A 17,919-nucleotide genomic window follows, 5' to 3' on the forward strand; every position below is an offset into this window, starting at 1 on the left:
ACCAGGGCAACCCGACACGCCGCTTCCCCCGTCACCTTCTTGGGGGGCTTTCGTTCCAGAGAGTGACTCGACAGGGGAGGAACCGACCATGAAGGTGATCATCGCCCGGCTGTTCGACAGCCGCACCCCCGCCCGCTACATCGGGCGGCACCGCGCACCGTTCGTCCTGCCGGCGGCTTTCGTCGTGGGCCAGGCCCGTCGCGCCCGAGCGGCTCGCGTCGTCTCCTAGGCGGTACGCGTAGAGCGCGGACCGCTCGGCTGGATCGGACCGGCGTCCGGCCGATCGGGGTGCGGACCGGGTGAGGGCGCCCGTGGCGGAGACCCGCCCTCCTCCAGGGCCGGCCGGGCCGACGCCGAAGGTGCGGTGCCGACCTCCCAGCTGGGCATCGGACCGCCGGACTGCGGACCGGTGTATTCGAGCAGGACGAGCGCGATGTCGTCGTCGAGTCGCCCGTGCACCCATTCGACCAGTGCCGTCTCGATCGAGGCCAGCCCGTCGCCGACGGTCCCATGGCCGAGCAGACGCCAGGCGCGCTCCGCGATCGGGAAGAACCGGCCGTCCCGGCGGGCCTCAGCGAGTCCGTCGGTGAAGATCAGCAGCCGGTCACCGGGTTCCAGGCGTTCCACCCGCGCCTTCACCGACGGCAGGAAGCCCAGCGGCGGCGCCGGGGCCGGCGGCTCGAGCGGGATGACGTTGCCCCGCCGGAGCAGCAGCGGCGCGGGGTGACCGCAGTTGACCACGGTCAGCGTCCCGCCGCGTTCCTCGACGAGGACCGCGGTGACGAAGTCTTCCTCACCGACGCTGCGGGCGACCGCTCGATCCAGGTCGGCCACGATGGCCCGCAGATCGGCCCGGTCGTACGCGACATGGCGGTAGGACCCGAGCACGATGCTCGCCAGCCGGACGGCTTCCAGACCCTTGCCCCGGACGTCGCCGACGATGATGCGTACGCCGTAGGCCGTCTCGACCGCCTCGAACAGGTCGCCCCCGATGTCGGCCGCCGCGGTGGCGGAGATGTATCGGCCGGCGATCGACAATCCGCCGACGGTCGGCCCGAGCGGGCGCAGGACGGCCTGCTGGGCGATCATCGCGAGGTGGGACAGCTCGGCGATCCGCTCGGCCTGCTTCTGACGTACCGCCGCGGCCGCGGCCGCCAAGCCGGTCGCGAGGCCGATCCCGATGACGTTGAGCAGCGTGGTCTGGCCGCGAGCGCCGCTCATCACCGCGAAGACGGTGCCGAGCGCGGTGGCCAGACCGCCCGCGACCAGCACCGAACGCCACGGAGCGAAGGCGGCCGCGAGGAACGGCGCCGTCGCCATCAGGCCGATGTAATGCGGTTCGGGGCCGTCGGCCCACTCCAGTATCGCCAGGAAGAAGAGCAGGATGGCGGCCGCGCCGACGCCGGCGCGGGTGCCTGGGGTCAGTGGCCGGCGAGACGACCACAGCAGTCGTTCGAGTACGGCAATCAGCATGCCGGATCGCGGACGCTACGACGATGAGGTTGACCCGACAGACGACCGCATTCTGACCGGGCGGATGAGGGGCGCGTGGTTAACCGGTTGCCCATCAAGCGGTCAACCTCAAGGATGACCCGGTGCTGGTAGCTCATCTCCCGCTGTACGGCTTACGGGTGCGTACGCCTGATCTGGAACTCCGATTGGCCGACTTGGCGGAACTCGCCCGTCTGGGGGACGTCGCCGCGGCGGGCATCCATGACCCGGACGTCCTGCCGTTCATGCATCCGTGGACCCAGGAGCCCGACGTCGGGCGGCGGGTGATCCTCGGCGCGCTCGCCGAACTCGGCCAGTGGCGGCCCGACGACTGGAGCCTCGGGTTGGTCGCCTTCCGCGACGGCGAGCCGATCGGGCGGCAGATCATGAGCGCCAAGGAGTACGCCGTCACGCGCGAAGTGCGTACCTGGTCCTGGATGGGACGAAGCTTCCACGGCCAGGGCCTCGGCACCCAGATGCGGGCGGCCGTCCTCGCGCTGGCCTTCGACGGCCTCGACGCGTTGAGCGCCTGCTCGGCCGCCTTCCTGGACAACCACTCGTCGCTACGGGTCTCGGAGAAGCTGGGCTATCAGCCCGACGGCGTCCAAGTCGACGCGGTACGCGGCCGGCCGACGATCTCGCGGCGGCTGCGACTCACCCGCGAGCGCTGGGCGCTGCATTCCCGCGTACCAGTGGAGATCGAGGGTTTGGACCCTTGTCTGGAGATGTTCGGGCTGAGCTAGCGCGTGGGCCAGGTCCGCCAGTTCTGCCACGAGCGGCTCGGCGTCGGGCCGCGCTGCCCCTGGTAGCGCGAGCCGTAGACGGACGAGCCGTAGGGGTGTTCGGCCGGCGACGAGAGCCGGAAGAGGCAGAGCTGGCCGATCTTCATGCCGGGCCAGAGCTTGATCGGGAGGTTGGCCACGTTCGACAGCTCGAGCGTGACGTGGCCGGAGAAGCCGGGGTCGATGAAGCCGGCCGTCGAGTGGGTGAGCAGGCCGAGGCGGCCGAGGGACGACTTGCCCTCCAGGCGACCGGCCAGCTGCTCGCCGAGGGTGACCACCTCGAGGGTCGAGGCCAGCACGAACTCGCCCGGATGCAGGACGAACGGCTGGTCGTCGTCCACCTCGACGCAGGCGGTCAGGTCGTCCTGCTGGACGGCCGGATCGATGTGGGTGTAGAGGTGGTTGTTGAAGACCCGGAAATGCCGGTCGAGCCGGACGTCGATGCTCGACGGCTGAATCAGGTCCGGCTCGAAGGGGTCGAGGAGCAGACTGCCGGCCTTCAGCTCGGCAACGAGATCACGGTCGGAGAGCAGCACCCCTGGGACTCTACCTGCCCGGCCTTATGTACTACTTCCGCGCTACCTCGGCGATTCGGCTAGGTGTTCGTACGTCTGTTCTATAGAATGTGTGTATGGCTTCCTGGACGCAGTTCGCCGCGGCCTCTCCCCGGCTCGCCGCGCAGATCCGTGCGCTGTTCCACCAGTACGGCCCGGGACTGGGCTATCTCGCCACGGTCCGGTCCGACGGCGGCCCGCGGGTGCACCCGGTCTCTCCGCTCATCACCGAGGAGGGTGTGTACTGCTTCCTCATCGACTCGCCGAAACGCCGGGACCTCGAACGCGACGGGCGATACGCGCTGCACGCGTTCCCGGCCGAGGAGACCGACGTCGAGGCGTACCTGACCGGGACGGCCCGGCCGGTCGAGGACCCGGCGGTCATCGCCCGGATCGCCGCCCGGGCCGGCGCCGACGACTCCGTCGACTGGCGGCTGTTCGAACTGCAGGTCGAGGTCGCGATGATGCACTCGCCCATGGGTCCGACCAGCGACGGGCGAGCCCGATCCGGCGTCGCGCAGGTGTGGCGCGAGTCGTCGCCCGAACGACGAAGCCCGCGCCGCCGAGGATGGCGACGCGGGCATGTCCCCGCGGTGCTACGGGATGTGATCGCGGCCTGAGGCCCCCCGGCTTCGGACCCTGTCCCCCGTCGTTCTCTCGCCGCGTTGACCTCGCAGTCAGTCAACGCGGCGAGACTTCTGTCAGCCCCGGTACGCCGTCCACCCGTCGAGCATCCGCTGGGCCTGGCCCGCGGTGAACTCGTACATGCAGGCGTCGTCGGTGTAATCCATGAAGTTGTGGATGGGGTCGACGCCCGACGCCGTGCAGGTGTCGCGGGCGACCGGGCAGCCGAACGCCGCCGACGCCTCGGCCGGGGTGTCGGAGACCTTGTCGTTCTGCTTGGAGCAGCCGCCCTGGAAGGTGTGGTAGAGGTTCAGCCAGTGGCCGACCTCGTGCGTCGCCGTGTCACCCTCGTTGTAGGGCGTCGCGGTGCCACCCGGGACCGACTCGGCCAGGATCACCACGCCATCCGAAGTGGACAGCTTCTTGGTCGGGAAGGTCGCCCAGCCGAGCAGGTCGTCGCTGAGCAGACCGGTGTAGATGTTGAGCGTGCCGGCGTCGCCCTCGCGCAGCGCCGCCTTCATCGCCTTCTCGCCCTGCGAGCCGTAGACGATCGGGTAGTACGCCGGGTTGACGACGCGGTTCACCTTCACCAGCTGGAACTGGAACGCCGTCGCCGTACCGCCGTAGACGCCCGCGTACGACTTGTTGAGCACGTCGAGCTGGGCGGCGATCAGATTGTCGGGGATGTTGCCGTTGGCCCGCGTGCCGTCCGAGCTGACGACGTGGACGATCACCGGAATGGTGATCGTCGCGGCGGCCGTGACCGTGCCCGGCGTCTTACCCTTGCCCTTCAGCAGGGCGTTGGTCTCCTTCTCACGGGCATCGGTCTGCGCGGCGGTCAACTCGTTCGGGTCGACCTTGCCGACGCTGCCGGGCTTCGCCTTGGCGCTGGCCGCACCGCTGGCGACCGGGTCGTAGCACGCCGCCGACGTCGCCGCGAACGCGCCCAACGCCACAGGCGATGCGTTGAGCACGAAGGCGGCCGCTGCGGCCACCGCTAGTCCGGCCGCACGCTTCCTGGGCGTACGCCCTGCGTCTGCCATGCCTTCTCCTCCCCACGACACGCCGGTAGTCGTGTCGCGACAGTGCGCCCCGATGTCGGGGGTCCCTCGGACGCTACGGAGGATCGATCGCGATCGAGAATAGTGCGCATGGGTTTGACTGTCGCCGGGCACTGATCATCATCGTGGCATCGGCATCAGCCGATCATCGGATGCCGGGGTTACGCACGGCCGGGTCGGACCTGATAGAGTTGCGCCGCCTGCGGGTGTAGTTCAATGGCAGAACATCAGCTTCCCAAGCTGACAGTGAGGGTTCGATTCCCTTCACCCGCTCCAAGAGAGAAGACCCAGGGGTCGTAGGCCTGCGAGCGCGGTACTCGGTCCGACTTGAAGAAGACCAACCGAGTACGCGCTCGATCCTGCAGCACCAAGGCGAACTTGGCTGATCAGCAATACTGCGAAGCCAGTGCGGCGAAGCTCTCCGGCGCAGGTGGCCGGCCACATTCCAGGACGCCGGAAGTCGAAGAATCCCAGCCGACAAGGCTCCCAGCGAGCGGCGGTTGCCCCTCACATGTGATTCTGAAGTCTGCCGTCACGGCGAAGACTCCCACGAACCCGATGTAGTCGCCCGTCTTTGTCATGCCATCGAGAAACTGGTCGACCTCGGCGAGTGCCGGCCCGGAGGAGACATCGAACGGACGTTGTAGCGTCGCGGTAGCCTCCTTCAAGATCCAGGCACGCCAACGCTCACTATCCGAAAATCCATTGATCTTGGTGACTGCTGGCTGGTCTTGCTTCACCACACCAATCGACCGTTCCCCATTGGCGCTAACGGTCAATCTCGTCGCGCCGGTGAGCGTGCGCACGACCGCAGGCGTCTCCCACTTGATGGCTGCTACCTCGGGAGCGCAGGCCGCCGTTGTGGAAGCAGACTTCTGCGGCAGCGCTGGCGACGGGTCGTCATTTGCGCTGCAGCCCGCCATTAGCGCGGTGGCGAGCAGAACCATCACTGTTGCTGCTTTCATCGTTTGCCCCCTGAAGGTGGTCGCTGCGGGTCGCAGCGACCACCCAGCACATCAGCAGTAGCGGGTCTTCGCCAACGAGGCGAGGGACGAGATCGGCGACAGGTCGCATTGCTGCCCACCGCTTGTCTCGATATTCCAGGACTTCGCCGTCCCGGCTTGAACCTGCGTGATCGAACCTGCAGTGTTGCAGTAATAGCGAGTGTATTTTCCAGTGACCTTCGTCGTTCCGCCGTACGCGATCACAATCTTGCCCGGCGCAATGTTGACCGTGACCGAGATGTTGTACGTCCGCGTAACCGAGCCCGACGCCTGCAACGAAAGGCTCGTTTGACCATCAAGACTTGCCACGATGATGCTTGCGCTCACGCCGCCGCCCTGAGTGATGGTGATCCCGGCAGTCACTGAGGTCTGAAATTCAGCCGTGCGGCTGCCGGACATCGTCTGGCTGGTGCCGTTCTCATATCGGTGAGCGTGGGTGACTTCCGCAGCAGATGCGACGCTGGACCAGGTGAACCAGCTCGTGCCCCGATCCTCAACGTCGCATACGAGTGCCTGTGGAGTGATCTCATCGGCGGATCTTGCTCGGTTGCTTCCCAAGCTGACAGTGAGGGTTCGATTCCCTTCACCCGCTCTTCACAGAAAGCCCAGGTCACCGGGATCATTCGGGGCCTGGGCTTTGTGTTTTCCGTTCGCTGAGCGCCTTCCGCGAAGCCGGCCTCGTCAGAGGCCGGCTTCGGCGTTCTCCGGGATGCCCAGCGTCTCGCGTACGCGTTTGCCCCATCGCTCGTGCGCCGCCTGGCGACTGACTCCGGCCGCCCGCGCGATGAGTTCCCACGTGGCACCCCAGCGACGCAGGCCCAGCACGGTGCCGAACGGGTCGAGCCCGAGTCCCAGTTCGATCCGCAGTTGCAGCAGGCCCGTGGCGATGTCCCGCTGGATCGCCGGGTCGCCCTGCTCGGCTTCCCAGTCGGGCGTTTCGGGGAGGGGGCGCGGGCCGAGGATTCGGTCGGCTTGGCGGCTCGCCTCGTTCACGGCGGCCAGGCTGGCGGCGGTCACCGCCTGCGTGATGTCCGTGGTGCAGGCCTTCTCGATCAACATGCCGTCAAGGCTACCTTGACGCTCACTCGACCGTCAAGGTCGCCTTGACACAGAGAGTGCCGCGGCGGACTGTCGCATTCAGGCAGGCCGTCAGGCATGGGCGGGGACGGCTGTGGGGGCGTACGCCCGGACCGAGGCGCGCAGCAGGCTCCAGGTCAGGGCGATGAGCATGCTCAGCTCGGCGGCGGCCATGACACGTTCGGTGAGGCCGATGGCGTATCGGTGGAAGAGGTAGGTCGAGGCGAGCATGGCCACTCCGCCGGCCACACCGACGCCGGTGAGCCGGCGGAAGCCGAGGCGCAGCCCGGCGGCGAGCAACGCCGCGAAGGCCACTGTGGAGGCGTACCGGTGGAGGTAGCCGGTCTGGCTCAACGCCTCGCCGACCGGGTCGGTGGGCAGGACCGTGGCGACCAGGAGCGCGCCGCTCCAGACGCTCAGCAGGACGGCGGCCAGCCGGTCAGCCCGGTAGACCGACGGCAGCAAGGCCAGCGTGGCGAGCGCGGCCAGGCCCATCCCGGTCTCCACCGCGCCGCCGCGATCAGCGGCGGCGTAGTCGCTGATGGTGTGGATCCACGGCGACAGTCCGTCGCCGTCGAGGTGGCCGGCCACGATGAGGAAGGCGGACAGGAGCAGCCCGAACAGGGCGAGCGACAGGCGATTCATGAGGGAGATGCTCGTCGTACGCCGGTCGCGAGACATCGCCGTCGCGACGGGTTCAGCTCTCCGTCGCGCGAGCTAGGTGACTGTCCCGTAGGGGTCCGCCGGATTCGCGGACCCCTACGGGGAAGTCAGCTGCCGTAGGGCCGGCCGTAGCCGTAGATCGGTGCGGCGTCGATCTTCCGCATCATGATCGGTACGCCGGCTCTGGACGCATGCACGATCCAGCCGTTGCCGACGAACATCCCGACATGGTGGATGTCGGAGTAGTAGAAGACGAGGTCGCCGATGCGCAGGTTCGCGCGCGACACGTGCTGCACCGAGTTCCACTGCGACTTCGCGTTGTGCGGCAGGGAGATGCCGGCCGCCTTCCACGCCGCCATCGTCAGGCCCGAGCAGTCGAACGAACCGGGTCCGTCGGCGCCCCAGACGTAGGGCTTGCTGATCTGGCGACAGGCGTACTGGACGGCCGTGGCCGCCTTGCCGCCCGGGTAGGTCGACGGGCACGGCGCGGGACGCAGCGAGCCCAGACCGCCCGTGGTCGCGTACAACTTCTGGACCTGGTCCTGCAGCGTCTTGATCTGGCCGTTGAGCGTCTTGGCCTGGTCGTTGAGCTTCTTCTCGGCCTCGGCCAGCGCGGTGATCTTGTCGTCGATCGGCTTCTTCTTGGCCGTCAGGTCATCGCGCTTGGCGATGACATCCGACAGTTTGTCCTGCTGGATGCGGGAGAACTGGTCGAGCAGCACCAGCTGGTCCGTGACGTCGGTCGGGGACTTGGCCGAGAGCAGGGCGTTCAGCTCGGTCGTGCTGCCGCCGGTGTACAGGTAGGCGGCGAACTCGCCGACGCGCGCGGTCGCGACGTGCAGCTCCAGCTCCAGCGGATCGAGCTGCTTCTTCAGGCCTTCGAGGCGCTTGCGCTCGGCGGTGAGCTTTTCCTTGGTGTCGTTGTGCTGCTCCAGCACGGGCTCGAGCTTGTTCCAGGCGTCGTCGATCTGCTGTTCCAGCGCGCTGACCGACGGGTCCGCCCGGACGGCCTCGCTGCTGAGCAACATCCCCATCGTGGCGACGGCGGAGAGCACGAGCGTGATCAGGGCACGTTTCTTGCGGGTGGATTGGCTGGCCACCTTAGGTGGGTCTCCTCTTCCACTGAGAGCGTTCGGGTCGCTCTCACCGCCTACCGGGTTAGCTGACGGGTTCGCGCTGGAAGATGCGCTACCGCTGACGCGGATTCACCCCCTGAGGCTCGGTGGCCTCACTAACCTGGGTCCCCGGTCCGCGACGGATGTCGCGGTTCGGCGGCGGCGCGAGGGGCCGCCCCGGATGGCCGACCGACTTCCTGCGCCTCGATGACTCTAAAGTCGTGCGTTATCGAACCGCAACCCGGGGCTAGCACGGACTTCAATGCGTAGTCAATTGTCTAACCGACCGTGACGTAGACATCGTCCAGCAAACCGTGAAATTGGTCGTTCCAGGGCCCGATCCCCTTGCCGCCCAACCGGAGCGGATCGGAGTTCACAATAGACAATTGTGCGGGAATCGCGGTACTCGCCCGCAATTCACCGTCTACGAACAACGCCAGTCTGGTGCTTCGGCGTACGCAATCCAGGCGATGCCAGGCGCCGTCGGCGACGGTGCGACGCCACTGCGCGACGTAGATGCGGTTGACGCCGACGACCATCCCGGCGACGACACAGCTCGGCAGGCCGCCGAAGTGATCCACTTGGAGTTTGTACTGCGTGCCCTGGGTCGAGAAGCCCTTCTGCACGACGTTCTCGCCGTCGCTGGTGTTCCGCGGATCCAGCAGCACCTGCGCGCCCCACGAGACGTCGGCCTGAGCCGGATTCAGCCACGGCGCCGGGTCGCTCTCCAGGATGACCCGGGGGCATTCGGCCTCGTCCCCCAAACAGGCCGGCGGAAATCCGACCGCCACCGTGCCGGCCCGGGCCTTGGCGGTCAGGACGCCGCCCATCACGCCGACCGGGTGCACCCGCAGGGTCCGGTCGGCGTCCCAGATCGGATCGGCCAGACCGGCGTCGAAGGCGTACCGGAGAGTGACGGCCTCGCCGGCGGCTCGCCGCTGATCGGGGGTTCGGGGGGCGGCCGTCGGGCTGGCGGGGGCCGGGGCAGTCGCGACAAGCACGGCCAGCAGGCCGGCTCCGCTGCCCAGCAGGAGACGGAAACGCTTCATTGGGACAATTGTGCCGATTTTCGGCACAATTGTCCGTTAAAGCACGGAACGAGTCCCGCTCGGGCTGATCGGCATATTCGATATGTACGCCATTCGCACGTAGTCACCGCTGTGCGGGGCGTGGACCATGAGCCCGTTACCGACGTATATGCCGACATGATGATGATCGGAATAGAAGAACACCAGGTCACCGGGTTGTAGGTTGGCACGGCTCACGTAATGAGACTCGTTCCACTGCGCCCCGGTGTAGTGCTCCAGGCTCTTGCCGGCCGCCGCCCACGCCGCCTTGGTCAGACCCGAGCAGTCGTAAGAGTTCGGCCCTTCCGAGCCCCACACGTACGGCTTACCGATGAGCGCGCAGGCCTTCTTCACCGCGGTGGCCCGTGCGCCGCCCGGCAGCACCGGCGGGCACACCCCGATCCGGAGGCTGCCGCCGACCGACGACGACCCGTACGCCTGGATGCGCAGCTTCTGCAGCCGATCCATCTCAGCCTGGATGGACTTCTTCTGCGCCGCCAACGCCGCGTCCTGCTGGCCGAGCGTGGCGATGAGCTGATCGAGCTGGGACTTCTGCCCGTCGTAGACGTCACGCTGCGCCGCGACCCCCGCGATCGCCAGCTGCTGCGTCTGCGAAATCTGCTCCAGCGTCGTGAGCTGGTCGAGGAACTGGTCCGGCGACTTCGCGTTCAACAGTCCCGTCAGCCGCGAAGCCGGCCCGGTCATGTAGTAGGCGCTCGCCATGTCGGCGACCTGGCCGAGCGAGACCGACACCTGGAGGCTCAGCGGGGCGATCTTCTTCTGCAGGTCCCGAGCCTTCTTCTGGTTCTTGGTCAGCTCGTTGTGGACCTTGTTGTACTGCTCGATCGCCGGTTCGAGCTTCTCCCAGGCCTCGTTGATCTGCTTCTCGATCTCGGCCACGCTGGGCGCGGCGTAGACGGTCGAGGGGACCAGTCCGATCAGCAACACGCCAAGGGCCGTGATGAGTCCACGGTAGAGAGTGCGGGGGTGAGGCACAGCTCATCACCCTAGGGGCGGGCGTTCGGCGTACGCAAGGCGTCGGTGCGGAAACTTCACCCTGCTCACGCCTGTTTACTCGCGGTCAACTTCGCTCGAAGACTGCTGGGAGCCGGTCAGCGACCGGAAACCGCCGCCAGCACGTCGTCCAGGGTGACCACGCCGAGCGGTCGCTGACCGTCGCTGACCAGCACCATGTGGCGGCGTTCGCGGCGCATCGCGAGCAACAGCTCGGCGAGACTGCGCTCGGGCGGCACGACGGCGAGCGGCCGGATCACGTCGGGCGGGATGGGCGCCCGCCGGGCCGCCCCGCTCATCCCGATCACGTCCTTGATGTGGACGAACCCGAGCACGCGGCGGTTGAGCCGCTGCACGACCGGGAATCGGGACCGGCCGGTCCGGGTGGCGAGCACTTCCAGCGAGGCGGGCGACGTGTCGTCGGTGACCAGGTCGACCTCGGTCCACGGACGCAACGCGTCGGCCGCCGTACGCTGATGCATCGCCAGCGCGCCGGAGATCCGCGCGTGCTGCTCCGGATCGAGCAGGCCTTCCGAGCGGGCCTGGGTGACCAGGCCGGCCAGCTCCTCGGCGGTGAAGACCGACTTCACCGAGTCCACCGCGTCGATCCGCCAGAGTTTGAGGACGCGCCGGGACAGCCACTTCATGACCAGCAGCAGCGGCTTGGTCACCGTGCAGAAGAGCAGCATCGGCGGCCCGAGCCAGACCACGGACGCCTCCGGCCCGGCCAGCGTGATGTTCTTCGGCACCATCTCGCCGAGCACCGTGTGCAGGTAGACGACGATCGCCAGCGCGATCACGAAGGACACCGGATGCACCAGCTGCTCCGGCAGATTGACCAGCTCGAACGGCGCTTCGAGCAGGTGCGCGATGGCCGGTTCGGCGATCGCGCCGAGCAGGATCGAGCAGATCTGGATGCCGAGCTGCGCGCCCGCGATCATCAGCGGGATCTGGCCCATCGCGGTCAACGCCCACCGGGCACGCCGGGAGGTCGTCGCCTTCGGCTCCAGCACGGTACGCCGCGAGGCGATCAGGGCGAACTCGGCGCCGACGAAGAACCCGTTGCCGAGCAGCAACACGAGCATGATCACGATCCCGGTCACGCCGCATCGTCCTCGCGGTCGTCCCCGGGTTCGGGGCGGACGACGCGTACCTGCTCCACCCGATGGCGGTCGGTCTCCACGACGGTGAACTCCCAGCCGTTCTCGCGTACCGACTCGCCGACGCTCGGGATGTGCCCGAGCCGGGCCATGAGGAAGCCCGCGAGCGTCTCGTAGGGGCCCTCAGGCAGCCGGAAGCCGGTCTGCTCGCGCAGCTCGTCCTCCCGGAGCACCCCGTCGACCAGGTGCTCGCGCGCGTCGGCCGGAGCCGTCAGCTCGACGTCGACCCAGTCGGTGTCGTGTTCGTCGGCGATCTCGCCGACCATCTCCTCGACCAGGTCCTCCAGGGTGACCACGCCGTCGGTGCCGCCGTACTCGTCGACGACGATCGCGAGTTCCGCGCGGGCGGCGTTGAGCGCTTCCCACACTCCGTCGAGGTCGAGCGACTCGGGGACGAGCACAGGCTCGCGCGCGACGGCGTTCACGCTGGTCACCGCGCGGCGGTGGGGCGGAACCGCGAGGGCGTCGGTCAGCTCCACCACTCCGGTGACCTGGTCCAGCGTCTGCTCGTAGACCGGGAACCGGCTGTGCCCGGTCTCGATCGAGGTCGTGATCAGGTCGGCCACCGTGTCGGTCGCGGTCAGCCCGACGACGTCCACGCGGGGGGTCATCGCCTCGGCCGCCCGCTTCTCGCCGAACCGCACCGTGCGCTGGAGGACCAGCGCGGTGTCCGAGGGCAACGCGCCCGCCCGCGCGGAGATCGCCGCGAGCAGGCCCAGCTCCTCGGGCGACCGCGCGCTGGCCAGCTCCTCCTGTGGCTCGACCCCCAACCGGCGGACCAGCCAGTTCGCGCTGCCGTTCAGAACCGCGATGAGCCACGTGAAGGTACGCGAGAAGACGCGCAGCGGTCCGGAGGTCCGCAACGCCAACGGCATCGGCCTGGCCAGCGCCGCGTTCTTCGGGACGAGTTCGCCGAAGAGCATCGACAGCAGGGTGGCCAAGGTCAGCGCGATCGCATGGTTGACCGCCTGACCCAGGCCGAGGCCGGAGAGCAGCACGTCGAAGGCCGGCTGCGCGATGTAACCCGTGAGCAGCGCGGTGATCGTGATGCCGAGCTGCGCCCCGGAGAGCTGGAAGCTCAAGGCGCGCAGCGCACGGCGGACCGTGCGGGCGCGCTTGTCGCCAGACTCGGCAAGCTCGTCGATCTCCGCCCGGTCCACCGTGACCAGCGAGAACTCCGCCGCCACGAAGAAGGCGTTGCCCGCTGTCAGGAGCACGAAGAGCACCAGTGGCAGCAGGACCGTGAGCAGTAGACCGTCGATGACGTGGATCTTACAAGCCGGCTACTCGGCGGCCGCCGGTGCCGCAGTCGCCTCCGGCTTGATCGATCGCAGCAGCACGGTGGCGACGTCGACGACCTCGACCTTCTCCCCCGAGCCGACGGTGTTCACCCCGTCGGTGATCATCGTCGAGCAGAACGGGCAGCCCACCGCGATGGTGGCCGCGCCGGTGGCGACGGCCTCCTCGGTCCGCTCCACGTTGATCCGCTTGCCGATCCGCTCCTCCATCCACATCCGCGCGCCGCCGGCACCGCAGCAGAACGAGCGCTCCATGGTGCGCTGCATCTCGCGGATGGGCTGCTCGCCGAGGGCCGCGCCGAGCACCTCGCGGGGCGGGGTGAAGACGCGGTTGTGCCGGCCGAGGTAGCACGGGTCGTGGTAGGTCAGGCCGCCGTCGACCGGGCGGACCGGGGTGAGCTTGCCCGTCTTGACGAGGTGGGCCAGCAGCTCGGTGTGGTGCACGACCTCGACCTCCAGGCCGAGCTGCTTGTACTCGTTGCCGATGGCGTTGAAGCAGTGCGGGCAGGTCGCCACGATCTTCAGGACGCCGGCTTCCTTGAGCGTCTCGACGTTCTGCTGGGCGAGCATCTGGTAGACGAACTCGTTGCCGATCCGGCGGGCCGGGTCACCGGTACAGGTCTCGTTGTTGCCGAGGATGGCGAACTGGACACCGGCCTCGTTCAGCAAGGTCGCCACGGCGCGGGTGGTCTTCTTGGCCTTGTCCTCGAACGCGCCCGCGCAGCCCACCCAGAACAGGTACTCGAACTCAGCGCCCTCCGCGACCCGGGGCACCGCGAAGTCCAGCCCCTTGGTCCAGTCCTCGCGGGTGTTCGGCGGGGCGCCCCACGGGTTGCCCTTGTTCTCGAGGTTGCGCAGCATCACACCGGCCTCGGCCGGGAAGCTGGACTCGATCATGACCTGGTAGCGGCGCATGTCGACGATGTGGTCGACGTGCTCGATGTCGACCGGGCACTGCTCGACGCACGCCCCGCAGGTGGTGCACGACCACAGCACGTCCGGGTCGATCACGCCGTTGAGGTCGGCGCCGCCGATCAGCGGACGCTCGCTCTCCGCCCGGGCGAGGGCGAGGACGTCGAGGTCTCGGTGGCTCTCGTCGGCGAGCAGATACGGAGCTTTGGCGTACGCGTGATCGCGGAGGCTCGTGATGAGCAGCTTCGGCGACAGCGGCTTGGCGGTGTTCCAGGCCGGGCACTGCGACTGGCAGCGGCCGCACTCCGTACACGTGGTGAAGTCGAGCAGGCCCTTCCAGGTGAACTGCTCGACCTGGGCGACGCCGAAGAGGTCCTTCTCCGGATCCGCCTCCTCGAAGTTCAGCGGTTGGCCGGTGCTGTCGACCATCGGCTTGAGCGCGCCGAGGGCCGGGCGCTCGGTGCCGCTGCGCTTGAAGAAGATGTTGAAGAACGCGGCGAACCGGTGCCAGGCCACACCCATCGTGAGGTTCAGGCTGATGACGATGACCCAGATCATCGAGACGGCGATCTTGATCATGGCGATGATCGACACGGCCGCGGCGCTGGCCGGCAGGATCTCGCCGAGGCCGTGGCTGACCGGAGCCGCCCAGACCGGGTAGGGCAGGTGGCCGTTGGCGGCCTTGAATCCCCGGATGAGCATGCCCATCACCAGGACCAGCAGGACGACCCACTCGACGAAGTAGCCCTGCCACATCGTGGAGCCCGCGAACCGGGAGCGGCGGCCGGGCCGGTTGGGCCGGTTCATCAGCCGGATCGCCATCAGGTAGAGGATCGCCGGGATGCCGAGGACGCCCACCCACTCGGTGACCACGCCGAACACGCCCCAGTGGCCGATGATCGGCAGTTCGCCGGTCGGTGTGACGACCTCCCAGTACGCCTCGAGCACGAGCGAGGAGAGCAGGATGAAGCCGACCATGACGAACCAGTGCGCGACACCGACCGCGGTCCACTTCAGCATCCGGGTGTGACCCACGGTCTCGGCGAGCATCACCTTGAGGCGCTCACCCTTGTTCCCCGTACGCGTCGGGTCGGGCTGGCCCAGCCGGATCACCGCCAGCATGCTGCGCACCGCGCGTACGACCAGGAAGACCGCGACCGCGGTGATCGCGAAAGCCCCGATCGTGGTGACGATCTGCACGCCGCCCATGCACCACTCCTCGTTCTGCTCGGCTCCAGTGCCGCTCAGCCTACCGTCTTGGTTACCCGCCAGTAACGTCTACTACGCCACAGCGTACGGTCAGACTACGAGGACCGCACGTGCAGTGGGCGTCGGCGGGGCAGCGCGGGTTGAATCGCACACTTAGACTCTGGCGGAATCCTCTCCCTCACCCCTCTGGTAGGACCAGCCTTGAGATCACGCACCCGCGTGGCGCTCCTCGCCGCGGGCGTGGCGTTGGCCGGGGTCGCCGTGGCGAGCGCCGTCCCAGACGACGCCCCCGTCGCGACTTCGTCGCCCGCCCCCGCGAACGGCAGCACCGGCGATTCCGCCGCTGCGGAGAGCACCGCTACCTCGACCACTTCGAACACCTCGACCGGCGGCCAGCGCAGCCAGACGCCGCCCAAGGGATCGATGTCGGCCTCGGCCGGCATCCGGGAACTGCGTACGTCCGGAAGCGGGAAGAACACCGTCGTCGTCGCCGCCGACGGAGCGGTCACGGCCGCCACCGCGGCCACCGGAAAGTCACTGACCACTGGCGGAGCGGACGCGTTCACCGTCCGGTACGCGGCCGCCTTCGGTCTCACCGACGCGCATTCGCTGAGCAAGACGCAGACGGCGGCGCTGCCCGGCGGCGACACGGTCAACCGCTACCAGCAGACGGCCGGCGGACTGCCGATCCTGGGCGGCCAGGTCGTGGTGACCAGCCACGGCAAGCAGGTCCGGTCGGCGATCGCCGAGACGTCCGGGCTCTCCCCGGTCAGCACCAAGGCGACCGTTCCGGCCGCGGCCGCGGCGACGACGGCACTGACCGCAGCCGCCACGGAGACCGGCGTACCGGCCTCGACCTTGAAGGCCGGCCAGCCGAAGCTGGCGCTGTACGACCCGACGCTGATCGGCGCACCGGGCGCCGCGAGCCTGCGCCCGACCTGGCAGGTCGCGATCACGGCCACCGACGGCGGCGACGTCGCGACGGTGCTCGTGGACGCGCTCGACGGCACCGCGCGGCTGACCATGTCGGACCGGCAGAGCGCCCGCAACCGGATCGTCTGCGACCTCGCCGGGACGAAGGTGGACACCGACAACGCGGCGGCTTACCGCTGCACGCCGTCGACCGCCCTGGGCGCGAAGAGCACCACGCGCAAGGAGGGCGCTGCGGTCAGCACCGTCGCCGAGGTCAACAAGGTGTACGACATGCTCGGCGCGACCTACGACTTCTACAAGGCGAACTTCGGCGTCGACTCGTTCGACGGCCGCGGCGCCCAGCTGCAGGCCACCGTCCGGGTCTGTGACGTGGCTCAGTGCCCGTTCCAGAACGCCTTCTGGGAAGGCACCCAGTTCGTCTTCGGCGACGGGTTCGCCACCGACGACGTGGTCGCCCACGAGTACACGCACGGGGTGACCGAGTACTCCTCGCACCTGCTGTACGCGTACCAGTCGGGCGCCATCAACGAGGCGCTCTCGGACATCATGGGCGAGTTCGTCGACCAGCAGTACACCGCGGTGAACGAGGCCAACCCGAGCCTGAAGTGGCAGCTCGGCGAGGACCTCCCCAGCTCGATCGGGACGCTGCGCAGCATGAACAACCCCTGGGCGTACGGGCAGCCGCAGTCGGTCGGCGACGGGTACTGGTTCACTGGCGAGGCCGACAGCGGCGGCGTGCACTACAACTCGGGCGTCGCGAACTACGCGGCCTACCTGATCGCCGCCGGGCCGAACGGCATCGGCAACGCGAAGTCGGCGCAGCTGTGGTGGCGAGTCATGCACCTGCTGCCGTCCGCCGCGGACTACGGAACGCTGGCGACGGCGCTCACCTCCGCCTGTACGCAGCTCGTCGGCCACTTCGGCTTCACCTCGACCGACTGCGCCAACCTCGAGCCCGTGATCAGCCAGACCGGCATGCGGAACCAGGCGGCAGCGGGCCTCACCAAGGTCGCCCTGTGCCCCACGTCGGCAGCCCAGCCCATCGACACGATCTACTACGACGGCTTCGAGAAGCCGGGCACCTGGCCGGTCAGCAACACCTACAACTGGCTGAACATCCCGTCGGACGTGGCCCGGTACCAGTACGCCGCGGTCGGCACCGGCTCGCTGAACGGCTGGACTCCGAGCACGACCGGGAACGGCACGACCGCGACGATGCCGAAATCCATCACGGTTCCGGCGACGGGCAACACCTATGTGCACTTCCAGCAGGCCACGCTCGACGCCAGCACCGGCGCCTCGACGAGGGTCCAGGCCAGCGTCGACGGCGGCGCTTGGGCCGCGTTGCCCGCCGCGGTCGGACCCGCTCAGCTCGCCCAGACGAAGGGGTACTCCGACGTCCGGCTCGACCTCACGAGCTGGGCCGGAAAGTCGGTGCGGCTCCGCTTCGTCCTGGCGGTCAACGCCGGTAACACGAACTCGTACGACTGGTATCTCGACGACTTCCGGGCGTACACGTGTGCCGCGCGGCCGTCCGCGCCCACCGGGTACGCGTACTACGACGGAACGAACGTCGTCGTCAGCACGCTGGCCGCGGCGTACCTGCCGGCTGGGCAGTCGCTGGACCACTGGTCGGTCGAGTACACGCCGGCGCTGACGGGTGGACCGACCTCGGTCCCGGGTACGCAGACCGGCTTCACGGTGACCACGACCGCACCCGCCGCGGCGCAGACCATCAAGGTTCGCGCTGTGACGAACACCGGCGTCGCCGGGGACTGGGTTGTGCTGGCGATCGCCCCGTACACCCCGCTCTCGTGCCAGAAGTCGGCCTACCCGATCTTCTCCGTCCCGAGCAAGGGTTGCCCGCCGAAGCTGGCCCGCAAGTAGCAGACCAGACAGCGGAAAGAAAAGGCCCCACAGCAGCGCTGTGGGGCCTTTTCGTGACTATGACCGGA

The 17,919-nt window shown here is 68.4% G+C and carries 17 protein-coding genes, 1 tRNA gene and 1 riboswitch; of the genes, 5 read left to right on the top strand and 13 right to left on the bottom strand.

What is annotated here, in order from left to right:
- The first annotated feature begins 88 nt into the window (after positions 1-88).
- Positions 89-229: a hypothetical protein gene (locus tag AB0M47_RS16685; RefSeq protein WP_253759326.1), complete on the top strand. Its 141-nt coding sequence runs from the start codon at positions 89-91 to the stop codon at positions 227-229.
- On the opposite strand, the gene AB0M47_RS16690 is transcribed toward AB0M47_RS16685, so the two are convergent.
- Entirely contained in the window at positions 226-1,473 is a 1,248-nt protein-coding gene (locus AB0M47_RS16690; RefSeq protein WP_363413871.1) for a PP2C family protein-serine/threonine phosphatase, read from the bottom strand. The genes AB0M47_RS16685 and AB0M47_RS16690 overlap by 4 nt on opposite strands.
- A gap of 122 nt (positions 1,474-1,595) precedes the next feature.
- Between AB0M47_RS16690 and AB0M47_RS16695 the strand changes: the two genes are divergently transcribed.
- Positions 1,596-2,234: a GNAT family N-acetyltransferase gene (locus AB0M47_RS16695; RefSeq protein ID WP_363413873.1), complete on the top strand. Its 639-nt coding sequence runs from the start codon at positions 1,596-1,598 to the stop codon at positions 2,232-2,234.
- Here the strand turns inward: AB0M47_RS16695 and dcd are convergent.
- Positions 2,231-2,809 carry a dCTP deaminase gene (gene dcd, locus AB0M47_RS16700; RefSeq protein ID WP_363413876.1) on the bottom strand — a complete coding sequence of 193 codons (579 nt, stop codon included), beginning with the start codon at positions 2,807-2,809 and terminating at the stop codon, positions 2,231-2,233. The two genes, AB0M47_RS16695 and dcd, sit on opposite strands and share 4 nt — an antisense overlap.
- Before the next feature lie 95 nt (positions 2,810-2,904).
- Between dcd and AB0M47_RS16705 the strand changes: the two genes are divergently transcribed.
- The gene (locus AB0M47_RS16705; RefSeq protein WP_363413879.1) at positions 2,905-3,447 is read left to right on the top strand and encodes a pyridoxamine 5'-phosphate oxidase family protein; all 543 of its coding nucleotides are present in this window, start codon (positions 2,905-2,907) and stop codon (positions 3,445-3,447) included.
- A gap of 81 nt (positions 3,448-3,528) precedes the next feature.
- Here the strand turns inward: AB0M47_RS16705 and AB0M47_RS16710 are convergent, their stop codons facing one another.
- Positions 3,529-4,494, bottom strand: a complete 966-nt coding sequence (locus AB0M47_RS16710) for a zinc metalloprotease (protein ID WP_363413881.1) — start codon at positions 4,492-4,494, stop codon at positions 3,529-3,531.
- 220 nt (positions 4,495-4,714) lie between these two features.
- Between AB0M47_RS16710 and AB0M47_RS16715 the strand changes: the two genes are divergently transcribed.
- Positions 4,715-4,788 (top strand) — tRNA-Gly (locus AB0M47_RS16715).
- A gap of 110 nt (positions 4,789-4,898) precedes the next feature.
- On the opposite strand, the gene AB0M47_RS16720 is transcribed toward AB0M47_RS16715, so the two are convergent.
- The 10 genes from AB0M47_RS16720 to AB0M47_RS16765 form a co-directional block, all read right to left on the bottom strand.
- Positions 4,899-5,462: a hypothetical protein gene (locus tag AB0M47_RS16720; protein WP_363413884.1), complete on the bottom strand. Its 564-nt coding sequence runs from the start codon at positions 5,460-5,462 to the stop codon at positions 4,899-4,901.
- Positions 5,463-5,528: 66 nt separating this feature from the next.
- Positions 5,529-5,915, bottom strand: a complete 387-nt coding sequence (locus AB0M47_RS16725; protein ID WP_363413887.1) for a hypothetical protein — start codon at positions 5,913-5,915, stop codon at positions 5,529-5,531.
- Positions 5,916-6,197: 282 nt separating this feature from the next.
- The gene (locus AB0M47_RS16730; protein WP_363413890.1) at positions 6,198-6,575 is read right to left on the bottom strand and encodes a hypothetical protein; all 378 of its coding nucleotides are present in this window, start codon (positions 6,573-6,575) and stop codon (positions 6,198-6,200) included.
- Between the two features lie 90 nt (positions 6,576-6,665).
- Positions 6,666-7,238, bottom strand: coding sequence for a DUF998 domain-containing protein (locus AB0M47_RS16735; protein ID WP_363413893.1), 573 nt, complete (start codon positions 7,236-7,238; stop codon positions 6,666-6,668).
- A gap of 125 nt (positions 7,239-7,363) precedes the next feature.
- Complete coding sequence (locus tag AB0M47_RS16740; RefSeq protein ID WP_253759309.1) at positions 7,364-8,356, bottom strand: C40 family peptidase; 993 nt, start codon at positions 8,354-8,356, stop codon at positions 7,364-7,366.
- Positions 8,357-8,389: 33 nt separating this feature from the next.
- Positions 8,390-8,540: riboswitch (cyclic di-AMP (ydaO/yuaA leader) on the bottom strand.
- A gap of 109 nt (positions 8,541-8,649) precedes the next feature.
- Positions 8,650-9,420 (bottom strand): LamG-like jellyroll fold domain-containing protein, encoded by a 771-nt coding sequence (locus AB0M47_RS16745; RefSeq protein ID WP_363413896.1) that lies wholly within the window; start codon positions 9,418-9,420, stop codon positions 8,650-8,652.
- Between the two features lie 36 nt (positions 9,421-9,456).
- Positions 9,457-10,434: an NlpC/P60 family protein gene (locus AB0M47_RS16750; protein ID WP_363413899.1), complete on the bottom strand. Its 978-nt coding sequence runs from the start codon at positions 10,432-10,434 to the stop codon at positions 9,457-9,459.
- Positions 10,435-10,550: 116 nt separating this feature from the next.
- Positions 10,551-11,555: a hemolysin family protein gene (locus tag AB0M47_RS16755; RefSeq protein ID WP_363413902.1), complete on the bottom strand. Its 1,005-nt coding sequence runs from the start codon at positions 11,553-11,555 to the stop codon at positions 10,551-10,553.
- The gene (locus tag AB0M47_RS16760) at positions 11,552-12,874 is read right to left on the bottom strand and encodes a hemolysin family protein (protein WP_363413946.1); all 1,323 of its coding nucleotides are present in this window, start codon (positions 12,872-12,874) and stop codon (positions 11,552-11,554) included. Before AB0M47_RS16760 ends, AB0M47_RS16755 begins: the two co-directional genes overlap by 4 nt.
- A gap of 21 nt (positions 12,875-12,895) precedes the next feature.
- Entirely contained in the window at positions 12,896-15,031 is a 2,136-nt protein-coding gene (locus tag AB0M47_RS16765; protein WP_363413905.1) for a (Fe-S)-binding protein, read from the bottom strand.
- A 201-nt stretch (positions 15,032-15,232) separates the two neighbouring features.
- Here AB0M47_RS16765 and AB0M47_RS16770 point away from each other — a divergent pair, with 201 nt between their 5' ends.
- Positions 15,233-17,851: a M4 family metallopeptidase gene (locus tag AB0M47_RS16770; protein WP_363413907.1), complete on the top strand. Its 2,619-nt coding sequence runs from the start codon at positions 15,233-15,235 to the stop codon at positions 17,849-17,851.
- The last annotated feature ends 68 nt before the right edge of the window (positions 17,852-17,919 follow it).

It is taken from the genome of Hamadaea sp. NPDC051192 (assembly GCF_040682475.1).
Taxonomy (GTDB): domain Bacteria; phylum Actinomycetota; class Actinomycetes; order Mycobacteriales; family Micromonosporaceae; genus Hamadaea; species Hamadaea flava.

Excerpts from the sequence above, each read along its gene's own strand:
- AB0M47_RS16710 (WP_363413881.1), bottom strand. The coding sequence starts at position 4,494 with ATGGCAGACGCAGGGCGTACGCCCAGGAAGCGTGCGGCCGGACTAGCG.
- AB0M47_RS16730 (WP_363413890.1), bottom strand. The coding sequence starts at position 6,575 with ATGTTGATCGAGAAGGCCTGCACCACGGACATCACGCAGGCGGTGACC.
- AB0M47_RS16745 (WP_363413896.1), bottom strand. The coding sequence starts at position 9,420 with ATGAAGCGTTTCCGTCTCCTGCTGGGCAGCGGAGCCGGCCTGCTGGCC.
- AB0M47_RS16705 (WP_363413879.1), top strand. The coding sequence starts at position 2,905 with ATGGCTTCCTGGACGCAGTTCGCCGCGGCCTCTCCCCGGCTCGCCGCG.
- AB0M47_RS16735 (WP_363413893.1), bottom strand. The coding sequence starts at position 7,238 with ATGAATCGCCTGTCGCTCGCCCTGTTCGGGCTGCTCCTGTCCGCCTTC.
- AB0M47_RS16690 (WP_363413871.1), bottom strand. The coding sequence starts at position 1,473 with ATGCTGATTGCCGTACTCGAACGACTGCTGTGGTCGTCTCGCCGGCCA.
- AB0M47_RS16685 (WP_253759326.1), top strand. The coding sequence starts at position 89 with ATGAAGGTGATCATCGCCCGGCTGTTCGACAGCCGCACCCCCGCCCGC.
- AB0M47_RS16765 (WP_363413905.1), bottom strand. The coding sequence starts at position 15,031 with ATGGGCGGCGTGCAGATCGTCACCACGATCGGGGCTTTCGCGATCACC.
- AB0M47_RS16725 (WP_363413887.1), bottom strand. The coding sequence starts at position 5,915 with ATGTCCGGCAGCCGCACGGCTGAATTTCAGACCTCAGTGACTGCCGGG.